Annotated in this window: 16 protein-coding genes; 7 read left to right on the top strand and 9 right to left on the bottom strand. The window is 63.8% G+C overall.

Going from position 1 to position 14,914, the window contains the following annotated elements; all coding sequences use genetic code 11:
• Nucleotides 1–225: 225 nt before the first annotated feature.
• From H2052_RS02405 to eno, 5 genes are all read right to left on the bottom strand, one after another.
• Entirely contained in the window at nt 226–1,512 is a 1,287-nt protein-coding gene (locus H2052_RS02405; protein WP_293777556.1) for a pyruvate dehydrogenase complex dihydrolipoamide acetyltransferase, read from the bottom strand.
• A 2-nt stretch (nt 1,513–1,514) separates the two neighbouring features.
• Nucleotides 1,515–2,897, bottom strand: a complete 1,383-nt coding sequence (locus H2052_RS02410; protein WP_293777558.1) for a pyruvate dehydrogenase complex E1 component subunit beta — start codon at nt 2,895–2,897, stop codon at nt 1,515–1,517.
• A complete protein-coding gene (gene pdhA / locus H2052_RS02415) occupies nt 2,897–3,970 on the bottom strand; it encodes a pyruvate dehydrogenase (acetyl-transferring) E1 component subunit alpha (protein WP_293777561.1) in 1,074 nt (357 codons plus the stop codon). The genes H2052_RS02410 and pdhA overlap by 1 nt, the downstream gene beginning before the upstream one ends.
• 124 nt (nt 3,971–4,094) lie before the next feature.
• Nucleotides 4,095–4,409, bottom strand: coding sequence for a septum formation initiator family protein (locus tag H2052_RS02420; protein ID WP_293777563.1), 315 nt, complete (start codon nt 4,407–4,409; stop codon nt 4,095–4,097).
• A gap of 39 nt (nt 4,410–4,448) precedes the next feature.
• Nucleotides 4,449–5,729, bottom strand: a complete 1,281-nt coding sequence (gene eno, locus H2052_RS02425) for a phosphopyruvate hydratase (RefSeq protein ID WP_293777565.1) — start codon at nt 5,727–5,729, stop codon at nt 4,449–4,451.
• 177 nt (nt 5,730–5,906) lie between these two features.
• Here eno and H2052_RS02430 point away from each other — a divergent pair, with 177 nt between their 5' ends.
• From H2052_RS02430 to H2052_RS02440, 3 genes are read left to right on the top strand one after another with little or no spacing between them, the layout of a single operon-like run.
• Nucleotides 5,907–6,335 carry a hypothetical protein gene (locus H2052_RS02430; protein WP_293777567.1) on the top strand — a complete coding sequence of 143 codons (429 nt, stop codon included), beginning with the start codon at nt 5,907–5,909 and terminating at the stop codon, nt 6,333–6,335.
• 14 nt (nt 6,336–6,349) lie between these two features.
• A complete protein-coding gene (locus tag H2052_RS02435) occupies nt 6,350–6,706 on the top strand; it encodes a phage holin family protein (RefSeq protein WP_293777570.1) in 357 nt (118 codons plus the stop codon).
• A complete protein-coding gene (locus H2052_RS02440) occupies nt 6,703–7,572 on the top strand; it encodes a hypothetical protein (protein WP_293777572.1) in 870 nt (289 codons plus the stop codon). Before H2052_RS02435 ends, H2052_RS02440 begins: the two co-directional genes overlap by 4 nt.
• On the opposite strand, the gene H2052_RS02445 is transcribed toward H2052_RS02440, so the two are convergent.
• Nucleotides 7,569–8,519, bottom strand: coding sequence for a DUF2336 domain-containing protein (locus H2052_RS02445; RefSeq protein WP_293777575.1), 951 nt, complete (start codon nt 8,517–8,519; stop codon nt 7,569–7,571). The genes H2052_RS02440 and H2052_RS02445 overlap by 4 nt on opposite strands.
• Nucleotides 8,520–8,610: 91 nt before the next feature.
• Between H2052_RS02445 and H2052_RS02450 the strand changes: the two genes are divergently transcribed.
• From H2052_RS02450 to H2052_RS02465, 4 genes are read left to right on the top strand one after another with little or no spacing between them, the layout of a single operon-like run.
• Entirely contained in the window at nt 8,611–8,994 is a 384-nt protein-coding gene (locus H2052_RS02450; RefSeq protein WP_293777578.1) for a c-type cytochrome, read from the top strand.
• Between the two features lie 30 nt (nt 8,995–9,024).
• Nucleotides 9,025–9,648, top strand: coding sequence for a phospholipid-binding protein MlaC (locus H2052_RS02455; RefSeq protein WP_293777581.1), 624 nt, complete (start codon nt 9,025–9,027; stop codon nt 9,646–9,648).
• Nucleotides 9,645–10,214 (top strand): gamma carbonic anhydrase family protein, encoded by a 570-nt coding sequence (locus tag H2052_RS02460; RefSeq protein WP_293777584.1) that lies wholly within the window; start codon nt 9,645–9,647, stop codon nt 10,212–10,214. Before H2052_RS02455 ends, H2052_RS02460 begins: the two co-directional genes overlap by 4 nt.
• Nucleotides 10,215–10,223: 9 nt before the next feature.
• Nucleotides 10,224–10,463 carry a DUF4170 domain-containing protein gene (locus H2052_RS02465; protein ID WP_293777587.1) on the top strand — a complete coding sequence of 80 codons (240 nt, stop codon included), beginning with the start codon at nt 10,224–10,226 and terminating at the stop codon, nt 10,461–10,463.
• Here H2052_RS02465 and H2052_RS02470 read toward each other — a convergent pair.
• From H2052_RS02470 to carB, 3 genes are all read right to left on the bottom strand, one after another.
• The gene (locus tag H2052_RS02470; protein WP_293777590.1) at nt 10,460–11,071 is read right to left on the bottom strand and encodes a rhomboid family intramembrane serine protease; all 612 of its coding nucleotides are present in this window, start codon (nt 11,069–11,071) and stop codon (nt 10,460–10,462) included. The two genes, H2052_RS02465 and H2052_RS02470, sit on opposite strands and share 4 nt — an antisense overlap.
• Nucleotides 11,072–11,100: 29 nt before the next feature.
• Entirely contained in the window at nt 11,101–11,580 is a 480-nt protein-coding gene (gene greA / locus H2052_RS02475) for a transcription elongation factor GreA (RefSeq protein WP_293777592.1), read from the bottom strand.
• Nucleotides 11,581–11,666: 86 nt separating this feature from the next.
• Nucleotides 11,667–14,912 carry a carbamoyl-phosphate synthase large subunit gene (gene carB / locus H2052_RS02480; RefSeq protein WP_293777594.1) on the bottom strand — a complete coding sequence of 1,082 codons (3,246 nt, stop codon included), beginning with the start codon at nt 14,910–14,912 and terminating at the stop codon, nt 11,667–11,669.
• Between the last annotated feature and the right edge of the window lie 2 nt (nt 14,913–14,914).

The raw sequence follows: 14,914 nt of genomic DNA on the forward strand, positions 1-14,914 counted from the left end.
TGCACGATGGGTAAAACAATATCAGAACGCCAATAAGAGTATTAGGAAAGGCGATGACCGATGCAGGGGCGGTAAGTATAAGCCCTTCGAGAAATGCGTAAAAAATACTGTCTAAATTCTCAAACCGCCCATCAATTGCCAAGTGCGCGAAAGGAAATAGAAACCCTCCCATCGCTGCACCCCCTACAACTGTAAGGGGTATTTTTTCAAATCTACTGGCTGTCTTCAAGCCAGCAGGCCGAGCGGGTTTTCGACAAGGCGCTTGAACGCCTGCATCAGGCGGGCGCCGTCCGCGCCGTCGATGGCGCGGTGGTCGAAGCTGCCGGTCGCCGACATCACGGTGGCGATGGCGAGCGCGTCGTTCACGATGAACGGCCGCTTCTCCCCCGCGCCGATCGCCATGATCATGCCCTGCGGCGGGTTGATGACCGCGTCGAACTGCGTGATGCCATACATGCCCATGTTGGAGATGGAGGCCGTGCCGCCCTGATACTCGTGCGGCTGCAGCTTGCCCTCCTTGGCGCGGGCGGCGAGTTCCTTCATCTCGGTCGCAATGGCGGACAGGCTCTTGCCGTCCGCGCCCGTGATGATCGGCGTGATCAGGCCGTTCGGAATCGACACCGCCACCGAAATGTCGGCGCGGCTGTACTTGAACAGCTGGTCGCCCGAGATCGAGACGTTGCACTCCGGCACCTCGATCAGCGCGGCGGCGAGCGCCTTGATGAGCAGATCGTTGACGCTGAGCTTCACGCCGCGCGGCTCCAGCGCCGCATTCAGCTCGCCGCGCAGCTTCAGCAGCGCATCGAGCCGGATATCCACGGTGAGGTAGATGTGTGGGATCGTCTGCTTTGCCTCGGTAAGGCGCCGCGCGATGGTCTTGCGCATGTTCGAGAGCTTCACAGCCTCGTGCGGAATTTCTGTATCGAACGCTGCAGGCGCCGCGGATGCAGCGGCCTTGGCTGGGAGCGCAGCAGCAGCTGGTTTTCCGCCGTCGAGGTCCGCCTTCACGACGCGCCCGCCCGGGCCGCTACCCTGAACCTCGCCAAGGTCGATGCCCTTGGCTTCAGCGATACGGCGCGCAAGCGGGCTTGCCTTCACGCGTTCGCCAGCGTCGGTTGCCGCCGGTTCCGGCGCTGTCGGTTTCGGTGCTTCAGCCTTCACCGGTTCGGGCGCCGGCTGTGGTTTCTCTTCGGCCTTTGGGGTAGGTGCAGCCGCCTTCGGCGCCTCTTTCGGTTCCGCTTTTGCAGCCTTTGGCGCGGAGACCGCTTCGCCCTCTTCCGCGAGCACGGCGATCAGCTGGCCCACTGGAACGTCCTCCGTTCCTGCTTCAACGACAATCTTCGCGACCACGCCCTCGTCGATGGATTCGACCTCCATCGTCGCCTTGTCGGTCTCGATCTCGGCGATGACGTCACCGGGCGAAACCTTGTCGCCTTCCTTCACCAGCCATTTCGCGAGCGTACCGGTTTCCATCGTCGGGGACAGCGCGGGCATTGTAATGTCTATCGGCATGTTCAGTCCTTGTAGGTAACGCGCTTGGCAGCGGCGACAACGTCGGCGGCCTTCACGAGAGCAGCCTTTTCGAGGTTCGCGGCGTAGGGCAACGGAACGTCGACATTGGTGACGCGGAGTACCGGCGCATCAAGATCGTCAAAGCCGTCCTCCATCACGATCGCCATGATTTCAGACGCGATCGAACACTGCGGCCAGCCTTCCTCGACGACGACCATGCGGTTCGTCTTCTTGAGGCTGGCGAGGACAGTGCTGCGGTCGAGCGGACGCAGCGTGCGAAGATCGACGACCTCGGCCTCGATCCCCTCCTCCGCCAACGTCTTCGCCGCGTCGAGCGCGACGCCGACGCCGATCGAGTAGGAGACGATGGTGACATCGCTCCCCTCGCGCGCGATCCGTGCTTTCCCGATGGGGAGCACGTAATCCTCAACCTCGGGCACATCGAAGCTCTGGCCGTAAAGCAGCTCGTTTTCGAGGAACACGACCGGATCGGGCGAGCGGATAGCCGCCTTCAATAGCCCCTTCGCGTCCGCCGCACTGTACGGCGCGATGACGATAAGGCCGGGCACGCTCGCATACCACGGGCCATAGTTCTGGCTGTGCTGCGCGCCAACGCGCGACGCCGCGCCGTTCGGACCGCGGAACACCATCGGGCAGCGCATCTGGCCACCCGACATGTAGTTGGTCTTGGCGGCCGAGTTCACGATGTGGTCGATCGCCTGCATGGCGAAGTTGAAGGTCATAAACTCGACGATCGGGCGGAGCCCGCCCATCGCCGCGCCCGTGCCGACGCCCGCGAAACCGTATTCGGTGATCGGCGTATCGATCACGCGCGTCGGGCCGAACTCTTCAAGCAGGCCTTGCGTCACCTTATATGCGCCCTGATACTCGGCGACCTCTTCGCCCATCACAAAGACGCGGTCGTCGGTGCGCATCTCCTCGGCCATCGCATCGCGCAGCGCCTCGCGGACGGTCATGCGGCGGAGGTTGGTGCCTGCCGGGATTTCCGGATCGTTCGCGATCTCGGGCTGCGGAGTGGGGATCGCCTTGGCGCCCGACGGTGCTTCGACCTTCTGCTCCGGCAGCTTTGCCGGGTCCTCTTCCTTGGCGGCAGGCTTTTCGGTCTTGGTTGCGATTTCGCCTTCGCCGTTGTCGATCACCGCGATCAGCGTGCCGACAGCAACGCTGTCCGACCCCGCCGGCACGAGGATTTTCGAGAGGACACCGCCCTCATCGGTTTCAAGCTCCATCGTCGCCTTGTCGGTTTCGATCTCGGCGATCACGTCGCCGGGCTTCACCTCGTCGCCTTCCTTCACCAGCCATTTCGCCAGCGTCCCCTCTTCCATCGTGGGGGACATGGCAGGCAGCTTGATCTCGATCGCCATCAGTAGCTCCCCACCAGAACGTCGGTATACAGCTCGGAAAGCTCCGGCTCGGGCGCCTGCTCTGCGAAGTCGGCGGAATCGTTGACGATGGCGCGCACCTCCTTCTCAATTTCCTTGAGCTTGGCCTCATCGACGCCTGCCGCGAGCAGATGCTTCTTCGCGGCCTCGATCGGGTCGGACTTTTCGCGCATCGCCTGCACTTCCTCGCGCGAGCGGTATTTCGCCGGGTCGGACATGGAATGGCCGCGATAGCGGTAGGTCTTGAGCTCAAGAAGCAGCGGCCCCTTGCCCGAGCGAACCCATTCGATGGCCATCTGGGCGGCGCCGCGCACCTCGAGAACGTCCATGCCGTTGACCTGGATACCTTCGATGCGGAAGCTCTCGCCGCGACGGTAAAGCTGGTCCTCCGCGCTCGCGCGGTTGACGCTGGTGCCCATCGCGTACTGGTTGTTTTCGATCACGTAGACCACGGGGAGCTTCCAAAGCTCCGCCATGTTGAAGCTTTCGTATACCTGCCCCTGATTCGCGGCGCCGTCGCCGAAATAGGTGAGGCAGATGTTGCCGTCGCCTTTGTACTTGTGCGCGAAGGCGAGCCCGGTGCCGAGCGGCACCTGCCCGGCGACGATGCCGTGCCCGCCATAAAAGCCGTGCTCGACGCTGAACATGTGCATCGAACCGCCCTTGCCCTTGGAAATGCCCGCGGCGCGGCCGGTCAGTTCCGCCATGACTTCACGTGATTCGATGCCGCACGCGAGCATGTGGCCGTGGTCGCGATAGCCGGTGATGACGCTGTCGCCGGCCTTCAGCGCGGACTGGAGGCCGACGACGACGGCTTCCTGCCCAATGTAGAGGTGGCAGAAGCCGCCGATCAGACCCATGCCGTAAAGCTGGCCCGCCTTTTCCTCGAAGCGACGGATGAGCAACATCTGGCGGTAGAAATCGAGGAGTTCGTCGACGCTGGCCTTGTAAGGCGAATAATCGGGCAGCCGATCCAGCCCCTCGCGCGCTTCAGACTGCCGGTGCAATGCCGCAGCCTTTGTTTTACGAGCGGCAGGTTTGGGCTTGGGCGCCATTTTCGCCTCTTTGGTTCGCTCGGCGATGATCCCCTCCTCTGGTTCGCAGGGTAAAGATTTTTACTTCACCGCCGCTATACGTGCGACTGTGCTTAAAGTTCAAGCGCGCGCGAACCTTGGCTGCTTATTTGTCGAGACGGATGACGAACTCGTCCTCACGGACGAGGCCCAGATTCTCGCGAACGAGTTCATCGGCAAGGTCCGGATCGACCTTCGAGGGATTGAGGAGCGTGACCTTGCGCTCAAGATCCGCCTTCCGCTTGGCGACCACAGCCGCTTCCTTCGCAAGGCGCGCCTCTTCGGCCTTGTAGCCGCCCAGCGCGAGAATGCCCGTGTCGCCCGCGACCGCGTGCCATCCGAAGAACGCAACGAGGCCGATGCACAGCGCGGGAAGCCACGCTGAGCGGATGTAGGAGACAAGGCGGACGGGTTCGCTCACGCCCGCCTTTGAATCACGCGAATCCTAATGATTCAAGCGTTATTTTGCGCGGAGAATCGATCGGCCCGCATATGTGGCCGCACCGCCCAGTTCCTCGGCGATGCGGATGAGCTGGTTGTATTTCGCAAGCCGGTCCGAACGCGCCATGCTGCCGGTCTTGATCTGGCCGCAGTTCGTCGCGACGGCGAGGTCGGCAATGGTCGCATCCTCGGTTTCGCCCGAACGGTGCGACATCACCGCTGTGTAGCGCGCGCGGTGCGCCATGTTCACGGCTTCGAGCGTTTCGGAGAGCGTACCAATCTGGTTAACTTTTACCAGAATGGAGTTCGCGGTGCCCTTCGCGATGCCGTCGCGAAGCCGTGCCGGGTTGGTCACGAAGAGGTCGTCACCGACCAGCTGGACGCGATTACCAATGCGGTCGGTGAGCAGTTTCCAGCCGTCCCAGTCGTCCTCGCCCATGCCGTCCTCGATCGAGATGATCGGGTAGCGATCACAAAGGTTTGCAAGGAAGTCCACCATCTCGGACGATGACAGCGACTTGCCTTCGCCCGTCATCTCGTACTTGCCGTCTTTGTGGAATTCGGTGGAGGCGCAGTCGAGCGCCAGCATCACCTCGTCGCCCACCTTGAAGCCCGCCTTTTCCACGGCACCCATGATGAAGTCGAGCGCAGCCTCCGCGCTCGCGAGGTTCGGCGCGAAACCGCCCTCGTCGCCCACGGCGGTCGCGAGGCCCTTGTCGTGCAGCGATTTCTTCAGCGTGTGGAAGATCTCCGCGCCCCAGCGCAGTCCCTCGCCGAAACTCTCGGCGCCGACCGGCATGATCATGAATTCCTGGAAATCGATCGGGTTGTCGGCGTGGGCGCCGCCGTTCAGGATGTTCATCATCGGCACCGGCAGCACGCTCGCCGAGACGCCGCCGACGTAGCGGTAAAGCGGCAGCCCCCGCGAGTCCGCAGCCGCCTTTGCTGCCGCCAGGCTGACGCCGAGAATGGCGTTGGCGCCAAGCCGGGCCTTGTTCGGCGTGCCATCGAGCGCGATCAGCGTGCTGTCGAGTTCGAGCTGGTCTTCGGCGTCCATGCCGAGCAGCGCATCCTGAATTTCACCATCAACGGCAGCGCACGCCTTCTCGACACCCTTGCCGAGCCAGCGGCTCTTATCGCCGTCGCGAAGCTCGACCGCTTCATAGGCGCCGGTCGAGGCGCCCGACGGCACCGCTGCACGCCCGAACGCGCCATCCTCCAGCGTCACCTCGACCTCGACCGTCGGATTGCCGCGGCTGTCGAGAATCTGTCTGGCATGGATGTCGATGATCGCGGTCATGGCGTCGCTCCGGCTTGTGAAAATATCGTTCGTGCGCGCTCTTAATCAGCCTCGGCGCGTGGGGCAACGCCGCTTGTTCGGCCATTGTCGCGACGCTGCCTTGTTTTTGCCCACGACGGAACCAACATCCTGTTCTATTGTTGTATTACAGCCTCCGTAAGCCTGAAAGGAATTGGCATGTCCGACACTCTTCCCGCGCCTCCCACTGCCGATCCCGTTGCTGCGAAAACGGACCGGCTGGCCACGATCAAGGCTGAAGCCAGCAAGCTCAAGACCGAAGCCTCTACCAAGGCGCGCAGCGCCGCCGAGGAAGGCAAGACCCGCGCCGCCGAAACGCTCGGTAGCGTCTCGAACGTCACGCGCGAAGCCGCCGACAAGCTGAAGGGCACGCAGGCGGAGCCGCTTGCGAACATCATTAATTCGGCCGCTGATTCGGTGGAATCCTTCGCCCAACGGATGCGCGAAAAAACGGTCGACGACATCATCGACGACACGCGCGAGATGGTGCGCCGGTCGCCGGTTCTGGTGATCGCCGCCGCAGCCGCCGCGGGCTTCATTATCTCGCGCTTCTTCAAGGCCAGCCGCAACGACGACGCTGAAGCCTGAGAGGACTAACAGGGGTGGCCGATCAGGACGTTAAGATTTCCGATCTCTTCGAGCGCCTCGTCGACGAAGGCGGCGATCTGGTGCAGGCGGAGGTCAGCATTGCCGGGGCGAAGATCGCGCGGCGGCTACAGCTCGCGCGATTGCCGCTCGGGCTGCTGAGCGCTTCGGTCGCGCTCGCATTCGTGGCGCTGATGGGGGTCGCGACAGCGCTCGTCGTGCTGATCGGTCCCCTTGTCGGCTTCTTCCTGGCGGTGGTGATCGTCACCCTGATCTCCGCGGGCGTATCGTGGCTGCTGTTTGTTGAAGGGCGCAGGCGCCTTGAAGTCGTGCTCGAGCCCCCGTCCCTGCTGCGCAACCGGAGCAAAACGTGAGCGACAAGATCGTTGATACGGCCCTGTATGAAGCGGACGCCGCCGACGCGCGACGACGCATCGCACTGACAGTGGGCGAAATCCGGCACCGCCTCGATCCCCGCACGATCGCCAATGAGGCTATCGACGCGGCAACGGAACGAGGGGCACAACTGGTTGCACGCGGCCGCCAGGCAGCGCGCGACAATCTTGGCGCGATCTCCATCGTCGGCGCGCTTGCCGGCATGATGGCAGGCGCGCGGCATTATCGGAAAGACAGAAAGGCACCGGCCATGAGCGAGTACGAAGATGACTTCGGCAACGAGGCGCCGGGGAAGGACCGGCTTGAAAGCGTGAAACAGACCGCACAACAGGTGCGCGAGACGGTGACGCACAAGGCGCAGGCCGCGCGCGAGGCTGCCGGCGAAACGTTTGCTTCCGCACGCCAGCACGCGAATGACGCCTGGGAAACCGCGCGCGAACGTGCCGCGGACTATTCGGAGCGCGCGAAGATGCAGGCGGCAAGGGCGCGTGAGCGCACCGCCGAAAGCGTCGACCAAAATCCGCTCGTCGCCGTGCTTGCGGGCGCGGCGCTCGGTGCGATCATCGGCGCGCTCCTCCCGCGCAGCAGCGGCGAGAACCGCGCGCTCGGCCCTGTCCGCGAAAAGCTCGCGTCAACGGCGCGGACAGCGGCCCGGGTCGCGCGCACCGCCGGCGAGGCGAAGCTCGCCGAACTCGGCATCAAGGAAGCCGCCAAGCTGCGTTTCAGCGAGATCAAGGAAGGCGCGACCGAAGTCGCAAAGTCTGCGACAGCCGCTGTGCGGGGCAAGGGCAAGGCCGTGAACGGCAGCACTGCCGAGGATGAGGGTCCCGCCGAACTCGCCTAAGCGGCGGCAGGCACAACCTCGTCGATTTCCGATGGCACGAGTCCCACTTCGCGCAGCATTTGCCGCGCGGAGTCGGGATGATCGAAGGCTTCGACCACGAGGCCGTACCGAAGCCCTGTGAGCCGAGACACGACCGCCTGCATCAGTTCGCGGTCGCCGAGCCGCCCGGCGCGAATGACGAGCGAGGGTTGCAGCTTCCCCGCCGCGTGCAGTTGATCGACCATGGCGATGAGGTCGAGGACGTCGGTTTCGCCGCCGCCCAGGATGAACGCCGCACCCTCCGAAACCTGCGCAAGCCCCGTCGCGAACTGCTGGAAACGGTCGCCCTCCCCGGCCATGCGCGCCCTGAGACGGCTGGAAACCAGCGCGACGAGCCGTTCCGCAATGGCAAGCGGCAGCGATGGGCGATCCGCGAGCGGCATCGCCACCGCCTCCTCATTGCCGAAGCGCTCGACAGCGCGCGCCATTGCGGCCTCCGCGATGTCCGCGCCCGCATTGGCGGCAAGCGTCGACACCGCCCGCACCTCGGCATGTTCGACGATCGCCGCCGAAACCGGCTCCCGTACCACGGGCCGCGCGGCAATGGCGACGCGGTGGTCTTCGCTCCGCGACTTCACGATCTCGACCAACATGTCGTCGTCCAGAAGATCGCTCGCCTTCAGGATCGGCTCGGCGACCTCGATAACGTCGTGCGCCATGCGCAGCGCCACGTCCTGCGGAATGTCCGTGCTTGAAGCGATGGTCTGCGCCAGCGCCTTGCGCACCTCCACCTCGACGTCGCGGGCGATGGCGCGCACGATATCGTCCGCGATTCCGCGCTCGCGGTCGCCGAACAGGTGCTGCGTGTAGCTGTGCCCAAGCTTCAGCGCGAGCGCGCGGCGGGCATCCGCGTTCGCGTTCTCCTGCAGCCGCTCGACGTCGGCAAGAGAGGGCAGAAGCGGGTCCATCTCTTTACAATAGCCCGAAAAACATTACCGATTAATCGCCGATTCACAGGGGATCGCGCATTCCATCCGCATGGAAAAGAAAGCTACCCACATGAAAACATGCGCGCTCAAGCTTGTTGCCCTCTCTGCCTTCGCCGTGCTGGTTTCCGGTCCGGCAGCAGCAGCCGATGGGGCGCAACTGTTCAAGAGCCGCTGTGGCATCTGCCACTGGGATCCGGCGCAGGCGGGCGAAAAGCCGCGCCAGGGGCCATCGCTCAAGAAGCTGATCGGACGCACTGCGGGCACCGAAAAGAGCTTTCCGCGCTATTCGCCGGCGATGAAAAAGGCCGGCTTTACGTGGACGGCGGACAAGCTCGACACGTATCTCGATAATCCCCGCAAGGTGGTTCCGGGAACTTCGATGGCCTTTGTCGGGTTGAAGAAGCCTGACGAGCGCAAGGCGGTCGTCGATTACCTCTTGAAGGCGTCGCGCTAAGCGAACGCCAAGCGGACGGAGTTCTCATCCATGATTATTCGCGCAATCGCGATTCTTCTCGCCTCGGCGGCCGTTGCCACGCCCGCTGCCAGCCTTGCGGCGCCAACGACAGCATCTGCTGAAAACGGCAAGGCAGCCGGCGCCTTCATTGCCGATCTCTCCCAGCGCGCCTATGCGGTGCTGCGCGACAAGTCGAACGACAAGAACGACGTGCGCGCCAAGTTCCGTGCGCTCCTCAAGGAGAACTTCGCGGTTACCGACATCGGCAACCGCCTGATCCGCCGCCATGTGCGGACGATCAACAAGCAGCAGTATCAGGCCTATCAGGCTGCCTTCCCGGACTATGTCGTCGATACCTACACCGACAACCTGTTCGAGTTCGCCGACAGTGAACTCAAGGTCATGCGCACCGTGCCCCGCGGTACGCGCGGCACCATCGACGTTTACGCCCGCGTCACCCGAAACAACGGGGCGCAGCCGATCGATTCAATCTGGACCGTGAAGAAGAACCAGAACGGCAAATATGTCGTCGATAACCTCACGGTCGCGGGCGTGAACCTGTCGCTGACGCAGGAGGCCGACTTCACCGCCTATATTCAGAAGAATGGTTTCGATGCGCTCGTCCAGTTCATGAAGGATCGTAAATCCGCATGACATCGGTCATCGACCGCGAAGCTGCGGCGTTCATCCACCCCTCGGCGCAGCTCTACGGTCATATCCGTTTCGAGGAGGGCTCTTCGGCCTGGTGCAACGTGGTCATGCGCGCTGAGGCGGAACATATCCGGATCGGGCGCTTCACGAACATCCAGGACTTCGTGATGGTTCACGCGGAGCCGGGCCGTGCGGTGGAAATCGGCGATTACTGCTCGATCACGCACCATGCGACGATCCATGCCTGCAAGCTCGGCAACAACGTTCTCGTCGGCGTGAACGCCACGATCTTCAACGACGCGGTGATCGGCGACAACAGCATCGTCGGCCAGCACGCTTTCGTGCGCGACGGCACGGAAGTGCCGCCGAACAGCATCATCGTCGGCTCTCCCGCCAAGGTGATCCGCACCCACAACAGTTGGATCGCGAACCGAATGAACGCGATGATCTACCACCGCAACGCGCTTGCGTATGCAAGGGGCGATCACAGGGCATGGGCAGCGCCGGAGTTCGAGCGCTGGGCCGGTGCGACGCTGGAACGCTTGCAGCGTGAGTTCGAGGCGCTATAGCGCACGTGCATGGACCAGACTGAAAAACAGAAACTCCACCTCGTATTCGGTGGTCGCGTCACGGACCCGCGCGGGCTTGAGTTCGAAGACCTCTCCGCGCTCGACATCGTCGGCATCTTCCCGGACTTCAAAAGCGCGGAAAATGCCTGGCGCGCCAATGCGCAGCGCACGGTGGACGATGCCGCGATGAAGTATGTCGTGGTGCACCTGCACCGGCTGCTGGAGCCCGACGCGGACCCCTCCGCCTAACGGAACCGTTGCGCGATCGCTGCGCGGGCGAGCGGCAGGGCGACGATCAGGCCCGCCACGAAGCCGCCCACGTGCGCGCCGATCGCGATACCGCCGGCATCTGTGTTGAGCACGAGTCCCGTTGCGACCTGAAGGCCGATCCAGAGCGCGGCGAGTTGGAGCGCCCGCGCGAACTCGCCCTTCCCGCCCGATCGCCCGAAGATCATCGCGTGCGCGGCGAACACGCCCGAGATCGCGCCGCTTGCCCCAACAACCGGGATTGGCGAACCGGGATCGAGCGCGACCTGAACCAGCCCGCCCGCGATGCCCGAGACGAAGAACAGCAGCAGATAGCGCCAGCGGCCGAGCACCGCCTCCACGAAACGGCCGATCCACGCAAGAAACAGCATGTTGAAGCCAAGGTGCGCCCAACTTCCGTGCAGGAAGATCGACGATACCAGCGTCGCAGGCGCCGGGATCGCGTGATCGAAGGCGAGGCTGCCGCTGATCCGCGCCGGGATCAGCCCCCCACCCATGCTGATCGCCATCTCGAAACCGGGTCCGCCAAGCGTCACCGCGAGCTGGATCAGAACGCAGGCGATAATGATCGCGCGGGTCGCGAGATCCACGCGTTCAGCTTCCACCGGCTTTCCGCCTTTCAGATGAAGTTGAGTTTGACGATCTCGTAGTATTTGTCGCCGGACGGGGTCGAAACTTCGACCTCCTCACCGACGCGGCGCCCGATGAGCGCGCGACCGAGCGGGGACGTGTACGAGATGCGGCCCTGCTTGGCATCGGCCTCGTAGGGCCCGACGATCTGGTAAACGACGGGTTTGTCGTCTTCGTCCAGGAGATCAACGGTGGCGCCGAACACCACCTTGTCGCCCGAAAGCGTTGTTGGATCAATCACCTGCGCGCGTGCGAGCTGATCTTCCAGCTCGATGATCTGCGCCTCGATCTGGCCCTGCCGCTCTTTCGCGGCATGATACTCGGCGTTTTCGGAAAGGTCGCCGTGCGCACGTGCTTCCTCGATGGCCTGCACGACCTCGGGACGGTCAACCGTCTTCAGCTTTTGCAGCTCGGTCTGCATTTTCGCATGACCGGACGGCAGGATCGGAAGCTTTTCAAGCGTCGCCATGTTCGTAACCCACTCCTAGCCTACTCCCCCGGCAAACCGACCCTCCGCCGGAAAATCCGCCGTCTCTTCGCCAGAACTGTCGGGGATCAGGTATCGAGATCAGAATAGTAAGATTGCAGCGACCGGACTGCAAGGGGTTGTTGACGCATTGCGCGGATGGCCATCACCGTCGCCAGCGATTCCGCCGCCGTCGTATAGTACGGAATCTTGCCGTAAAGCGCCGAAGCGCGGATCGATTGCGAGTCCTTCAGGCTCTGCGCGCCCTCGGTGGTGTTGAAGATGAGGTCGATGTCGCCGTCCTTGATCCGGTCGACGATATGCGGCCGTCCTTCGAGCACTTTGTTGACGGGCTCGACCGCGATCCCCTGCTCCGCAAGGTAGCTCGCCGTGCCCGAGGTCGCGACGATGCGGAAGCCGAGTTCGATCAGTCCCCTGGCAGCGGCAAGGATCACCGGCTTGTCGGTATCCTTCACCGAAACGAAGACCGTGCCGCTGTCGGGCAGCGTTGTCCCGGCGCCCAACTGGCTCTTGGCGAAGGCCGTGGCGAAATCGACATCGATGCCCATCACCTCGCCCGTCGACTTCATCTCCGGTCCGAGGATCGGATCGACGCCCGGGAAGCGCGCGAACGGGAACACGGCCTCTTTCACGGCGATATACGGAATGTCGCGGTTGATTGGGCCAAATGATGCGAGCGCCTCGCCCGCCATCACGCGCGCCGCGATCTTCGCGATCGGCCGTCCAATGGCCTTCGCCACGAACGGCACCGTGCGGCTGGCGCGCGGGTTCACCTCGATGAGGTAAACCTCGCCGTCCTTCACGGCATACTGGACGTTCATCAGGCCCTTGACCTTCAGAGCGATCGCAAGCGCCACGGTCTGCCGCTCGATCTCGGCGATCACCTCTGCCGCCAGGCTATAGGGCGGCAGCGAGCAGGCGCTGTCGCCGGAATGCACGCCCGCCTCCTCGATGTGCTGAAGCACGCCCGCGACGACGACATCCGTACCATCCGAAAGCGCATCGACGTCGACCTCGACTGCATCGCGCAGATACTGGTCGACAAGCACGGGCGAGGAACCGGAGACCTTCACCGCCGTCGCGATGTAGGTTTCGAGCTGCGTCTGGTTCTCCACGACCTCCATCGCGCGGCCGCCGAGCACGTAGGACGGACGCAGCAGCACCGGGTAGCCGATACGGTCGGCCTCGCGGATCGCCTCTTCAAGGCTGCGCGCAAGGCCGTTCGAGGGCTGTTTAAGGCCAAGGTCGCCGACGAGTTTCGCAAAGCGTTCGCGGTCTTCGGCCAGGTCGATCGCGTCGGGCGTGGTGCCGAGGATCGGGATGCCCGCGTCCTCAAGCCCCTGCGCGAGCTTCAGCGGCGTCTGCCCGCCGAACTGCACGATGACGCCTGCGAGTGTGCCCTTCGACATCTCGACGTTCAGGATTTCAAGCACATCCTCGGTGGTCAGCGGCTCGAAATACAGCCGGTCCGACGTGTCATAGTCGGTGGAGACCGTCTCCGGGTTGCAGTTGATCATGATGGTTTCGTAGCCCGCCTCGTCGAGCGCGAAACAGGCGTGGCAGCAGCAATAGTCGAACTCGATGCCCTGCCCGATCCGGTTCGGTCCGCCGCCGAGGATCACGACCTTCTTCGCGTCCGTCGGCTGGCTCTCGTCCTCGGGCACGCCAAAGCTCGGTGCCTCGTAGGTCGAATACATGTAAGGCGTTTTCGCCTCGAACTCGGCGGCGCAGGTATCGATGCGCTTGAACACCGGGCGGACATTGAGCCCGCGCCGCTGCTCGGCGACCGCCGCCTCGTGCCACCCGACAAGCGTTGCGAGCCGCGCGTCCGAAAAGCCCATCGCCTTCAGCGCGCGGAAACCCTCGGCGTCCCTCGGCAGGCCGTTCTCGCGAACCTTTTCCTCGGCGTCCACGATCTCGCGGATACGCGCGATGAACCACGGGTCGTAGGCGGACAGGCGGTGAATGTCAGCGTCCGAAATGCCGCGCCGGATCGCGTCGGCGACGACGAGCAGCCGGTCCGGCGTCGGCAGCGCGAGCGCGGCTTCCACCTCGTCGTTTCCTGCGCCCATCAGCGCCTCGACCTCGTCGAAGCCGGTCAGCCCGGTTTCGAGGCCGCGCAGCGCCTTCTGCATACTCTCGTGGATCGAGCGGCCGATCGCCATCACCTCGCCCACCGATTTCATCGCCGTGGTGAGCGTGTTCGAAGCCCCCTTGAACTTCTCGAACGCGAAGCGCGGAATCTTGGTGACGACGTAGTCGATCGTCGGCTCGAAGCTCGCCGGCGTCGCGCCGGTGATGTCGTTCTCGATCTCGTCGAGCGTGTACCCCACCGCCAGCTTCGCCGCGACTTTCGCGATCGGGAACCCCGTCGCCTTCGAAGCGAGCGCCGATGAGCGCGAGACGCGCGGGTTCATCTCGATGACGACGAGGCGGCCGTCCTTCGGATTGACTGCGAACTGAACGTTCGAACCGCCTGTTTCCACGCCGATTTCACGCAGAACCGCGATGCTCGCGTTCCGCATGATCTGATATTCCTTGTCGGTCAGCGTCAGCGCCGGAGCGACGGTGATGCTGTCGCCGGTGTGGACGCCCATCGGGTCGACGTTTTCGATCGAGCAGATGATGATGGCGTTGTCGTTCCGGTCGCGGACGACTTCCATCTCATACTCTTTCCAGCCGAGCAGCGATTCCTCGATCAGCACCTCGGTCGTCGGGCTCGCGTCGAGCCCGCCGCGCACGATTTCCTCGAACTCCTGCCGGTTGTAGGCGACGCCGCCGCCCGTACCGCCCATCGTGAAGCTGGGGCGGATGATCGAGGGAAGCCCCGTGCGCTCCAGCACCTCGAACGCCTCATCGAGCGTATGGGCGATGCCGGACCGCGCGCTTTCCAGCCCGATCTTGTCCATCGCCTGCCGGAACTTCAGCCGGTCCTCGGCCTTGTCGATGGCTTCGGCGTCCGCGCCGATCAGCTCGACGCCGTATTTTTCGAGCGTACCGTCGCGCGCCAGCGCCAGCGCGGTATTCAGCGCCGTCTGCCCGCCCATCGTCGGCAGCACCGCGTCGGGCCGTTCCTTCTCGATGATCTTGGCGACGATCTCGGGCGTGATCGGCTCCACATAAGTCGCGTCCGCCATGTCCGGGTCGGTCATGATCGTCGCGGGGTTCGAGTTCACCAGAATGATCCGGTAACCCTCCTCGCGCAGCGCCTTGCACGCCTGCGTGCCCGAATAATCGAACTCGCACGCCTGCCCGATGACGATGGGGCCTGCGCCGATGATGAGGATGGAAGAGATGTCCGTGCGTTTGGGCATGG

It is taken from the genome of Sphingosinicella sp. (assembly GCF_013911755.1).
Classification (GTDB): Bacteria; Pseudomonadota; Alphaproteobacteria; order Sphingomonadales; family Sphingomonadaceae; genus Sphingosinicella.

Excerpts from the sequence above, each read along its gene's own strand:
- H2052_RS02405 (WP_293777556.1), bottom strand. The coding sequence starts at position 1,512 with ATGCCGATAGACATTACAATGCCCGCGCTGTCCCCGACGATGGAAACC.
- H2052_RS02465 (WP_293777587.1), top strand. The coding sequence starts at position 10,224 with ATGGACCAGACTGAAAAACAGAAACTCCACCTCGTATTCGGTGGTCGC.
- H2052_RS02450 (WP_293777578.1), top strand. The coding sequence starts at position 8,611 with ATGAAAACATGCGCGCTCAAGCTTGTTGCCCTCTCTGCCTTCGCCGTG.
- eno (WP_293777565.1), bottom strand. The coding sequence starts at position 5,729 with ATGACCGCGATCATCGACATCCATGCCAGACAGATTCTCGACAGCCGC.
- H2052_RS02410 (WP_293777558.1), bottom strand. The coding sequence starts at position 2,897 with ATGGCGATCGAGATCAAGCTGCCTGCCATGTCCCCCACGATGGAAGAG.
- carB (WP_293777594.1), bottom strand. The coding sequence starts at position 14,912 with ATGCCCAAACGCACGGACATCTCTTCCATCCTCATCATCGGCGCAGGC.
- H2052_RS02460 (WP_293777584.1), top strand. The coding sequence starts at position 9,645 with ATGACATCGGTCATCGACCGCGAAGCTGCGGCGTTCATCCACCCCTCG.
- H2052_RS02430 (WP_293777567.1), top strand. The coding sequence starts at position 5,907 with ATGTCCGACACTCTTCCCGCGCCTCCCACTGCCGATCCCGTTGCTGCG.
- pdhA (WP_293777561.1), bottom strand. The coding sequence starts at position 3,970 with ATGGCGCCCAAGCCCAAACCTGCCGCTCGTAAAACAAAGGCTGCGGCA.
- H2052_RS02455 (WP_293777581.1), top strand. The coding sequence starts at position 9,025 with ATGATTATTCGCGCAATCGCGATTCTTCTCGCCTCGGCGGCCGTTGCC.
- greA (WP_293777592.1), bottom strand. The coding sequence starts at position 11,580 with ATGGCGACGCTTGAAAAGCTTCCGATCCTGCCGTCCGGTCATGCGAAA.
- H2052_RS02445 (WP_293777575.1), bottom strand. The coding sequence starts at position 8,519 with ATGGACCCGCTTCTGCCCTCTCTTGCCGACGTCGAGCGGCTGCAGGAG.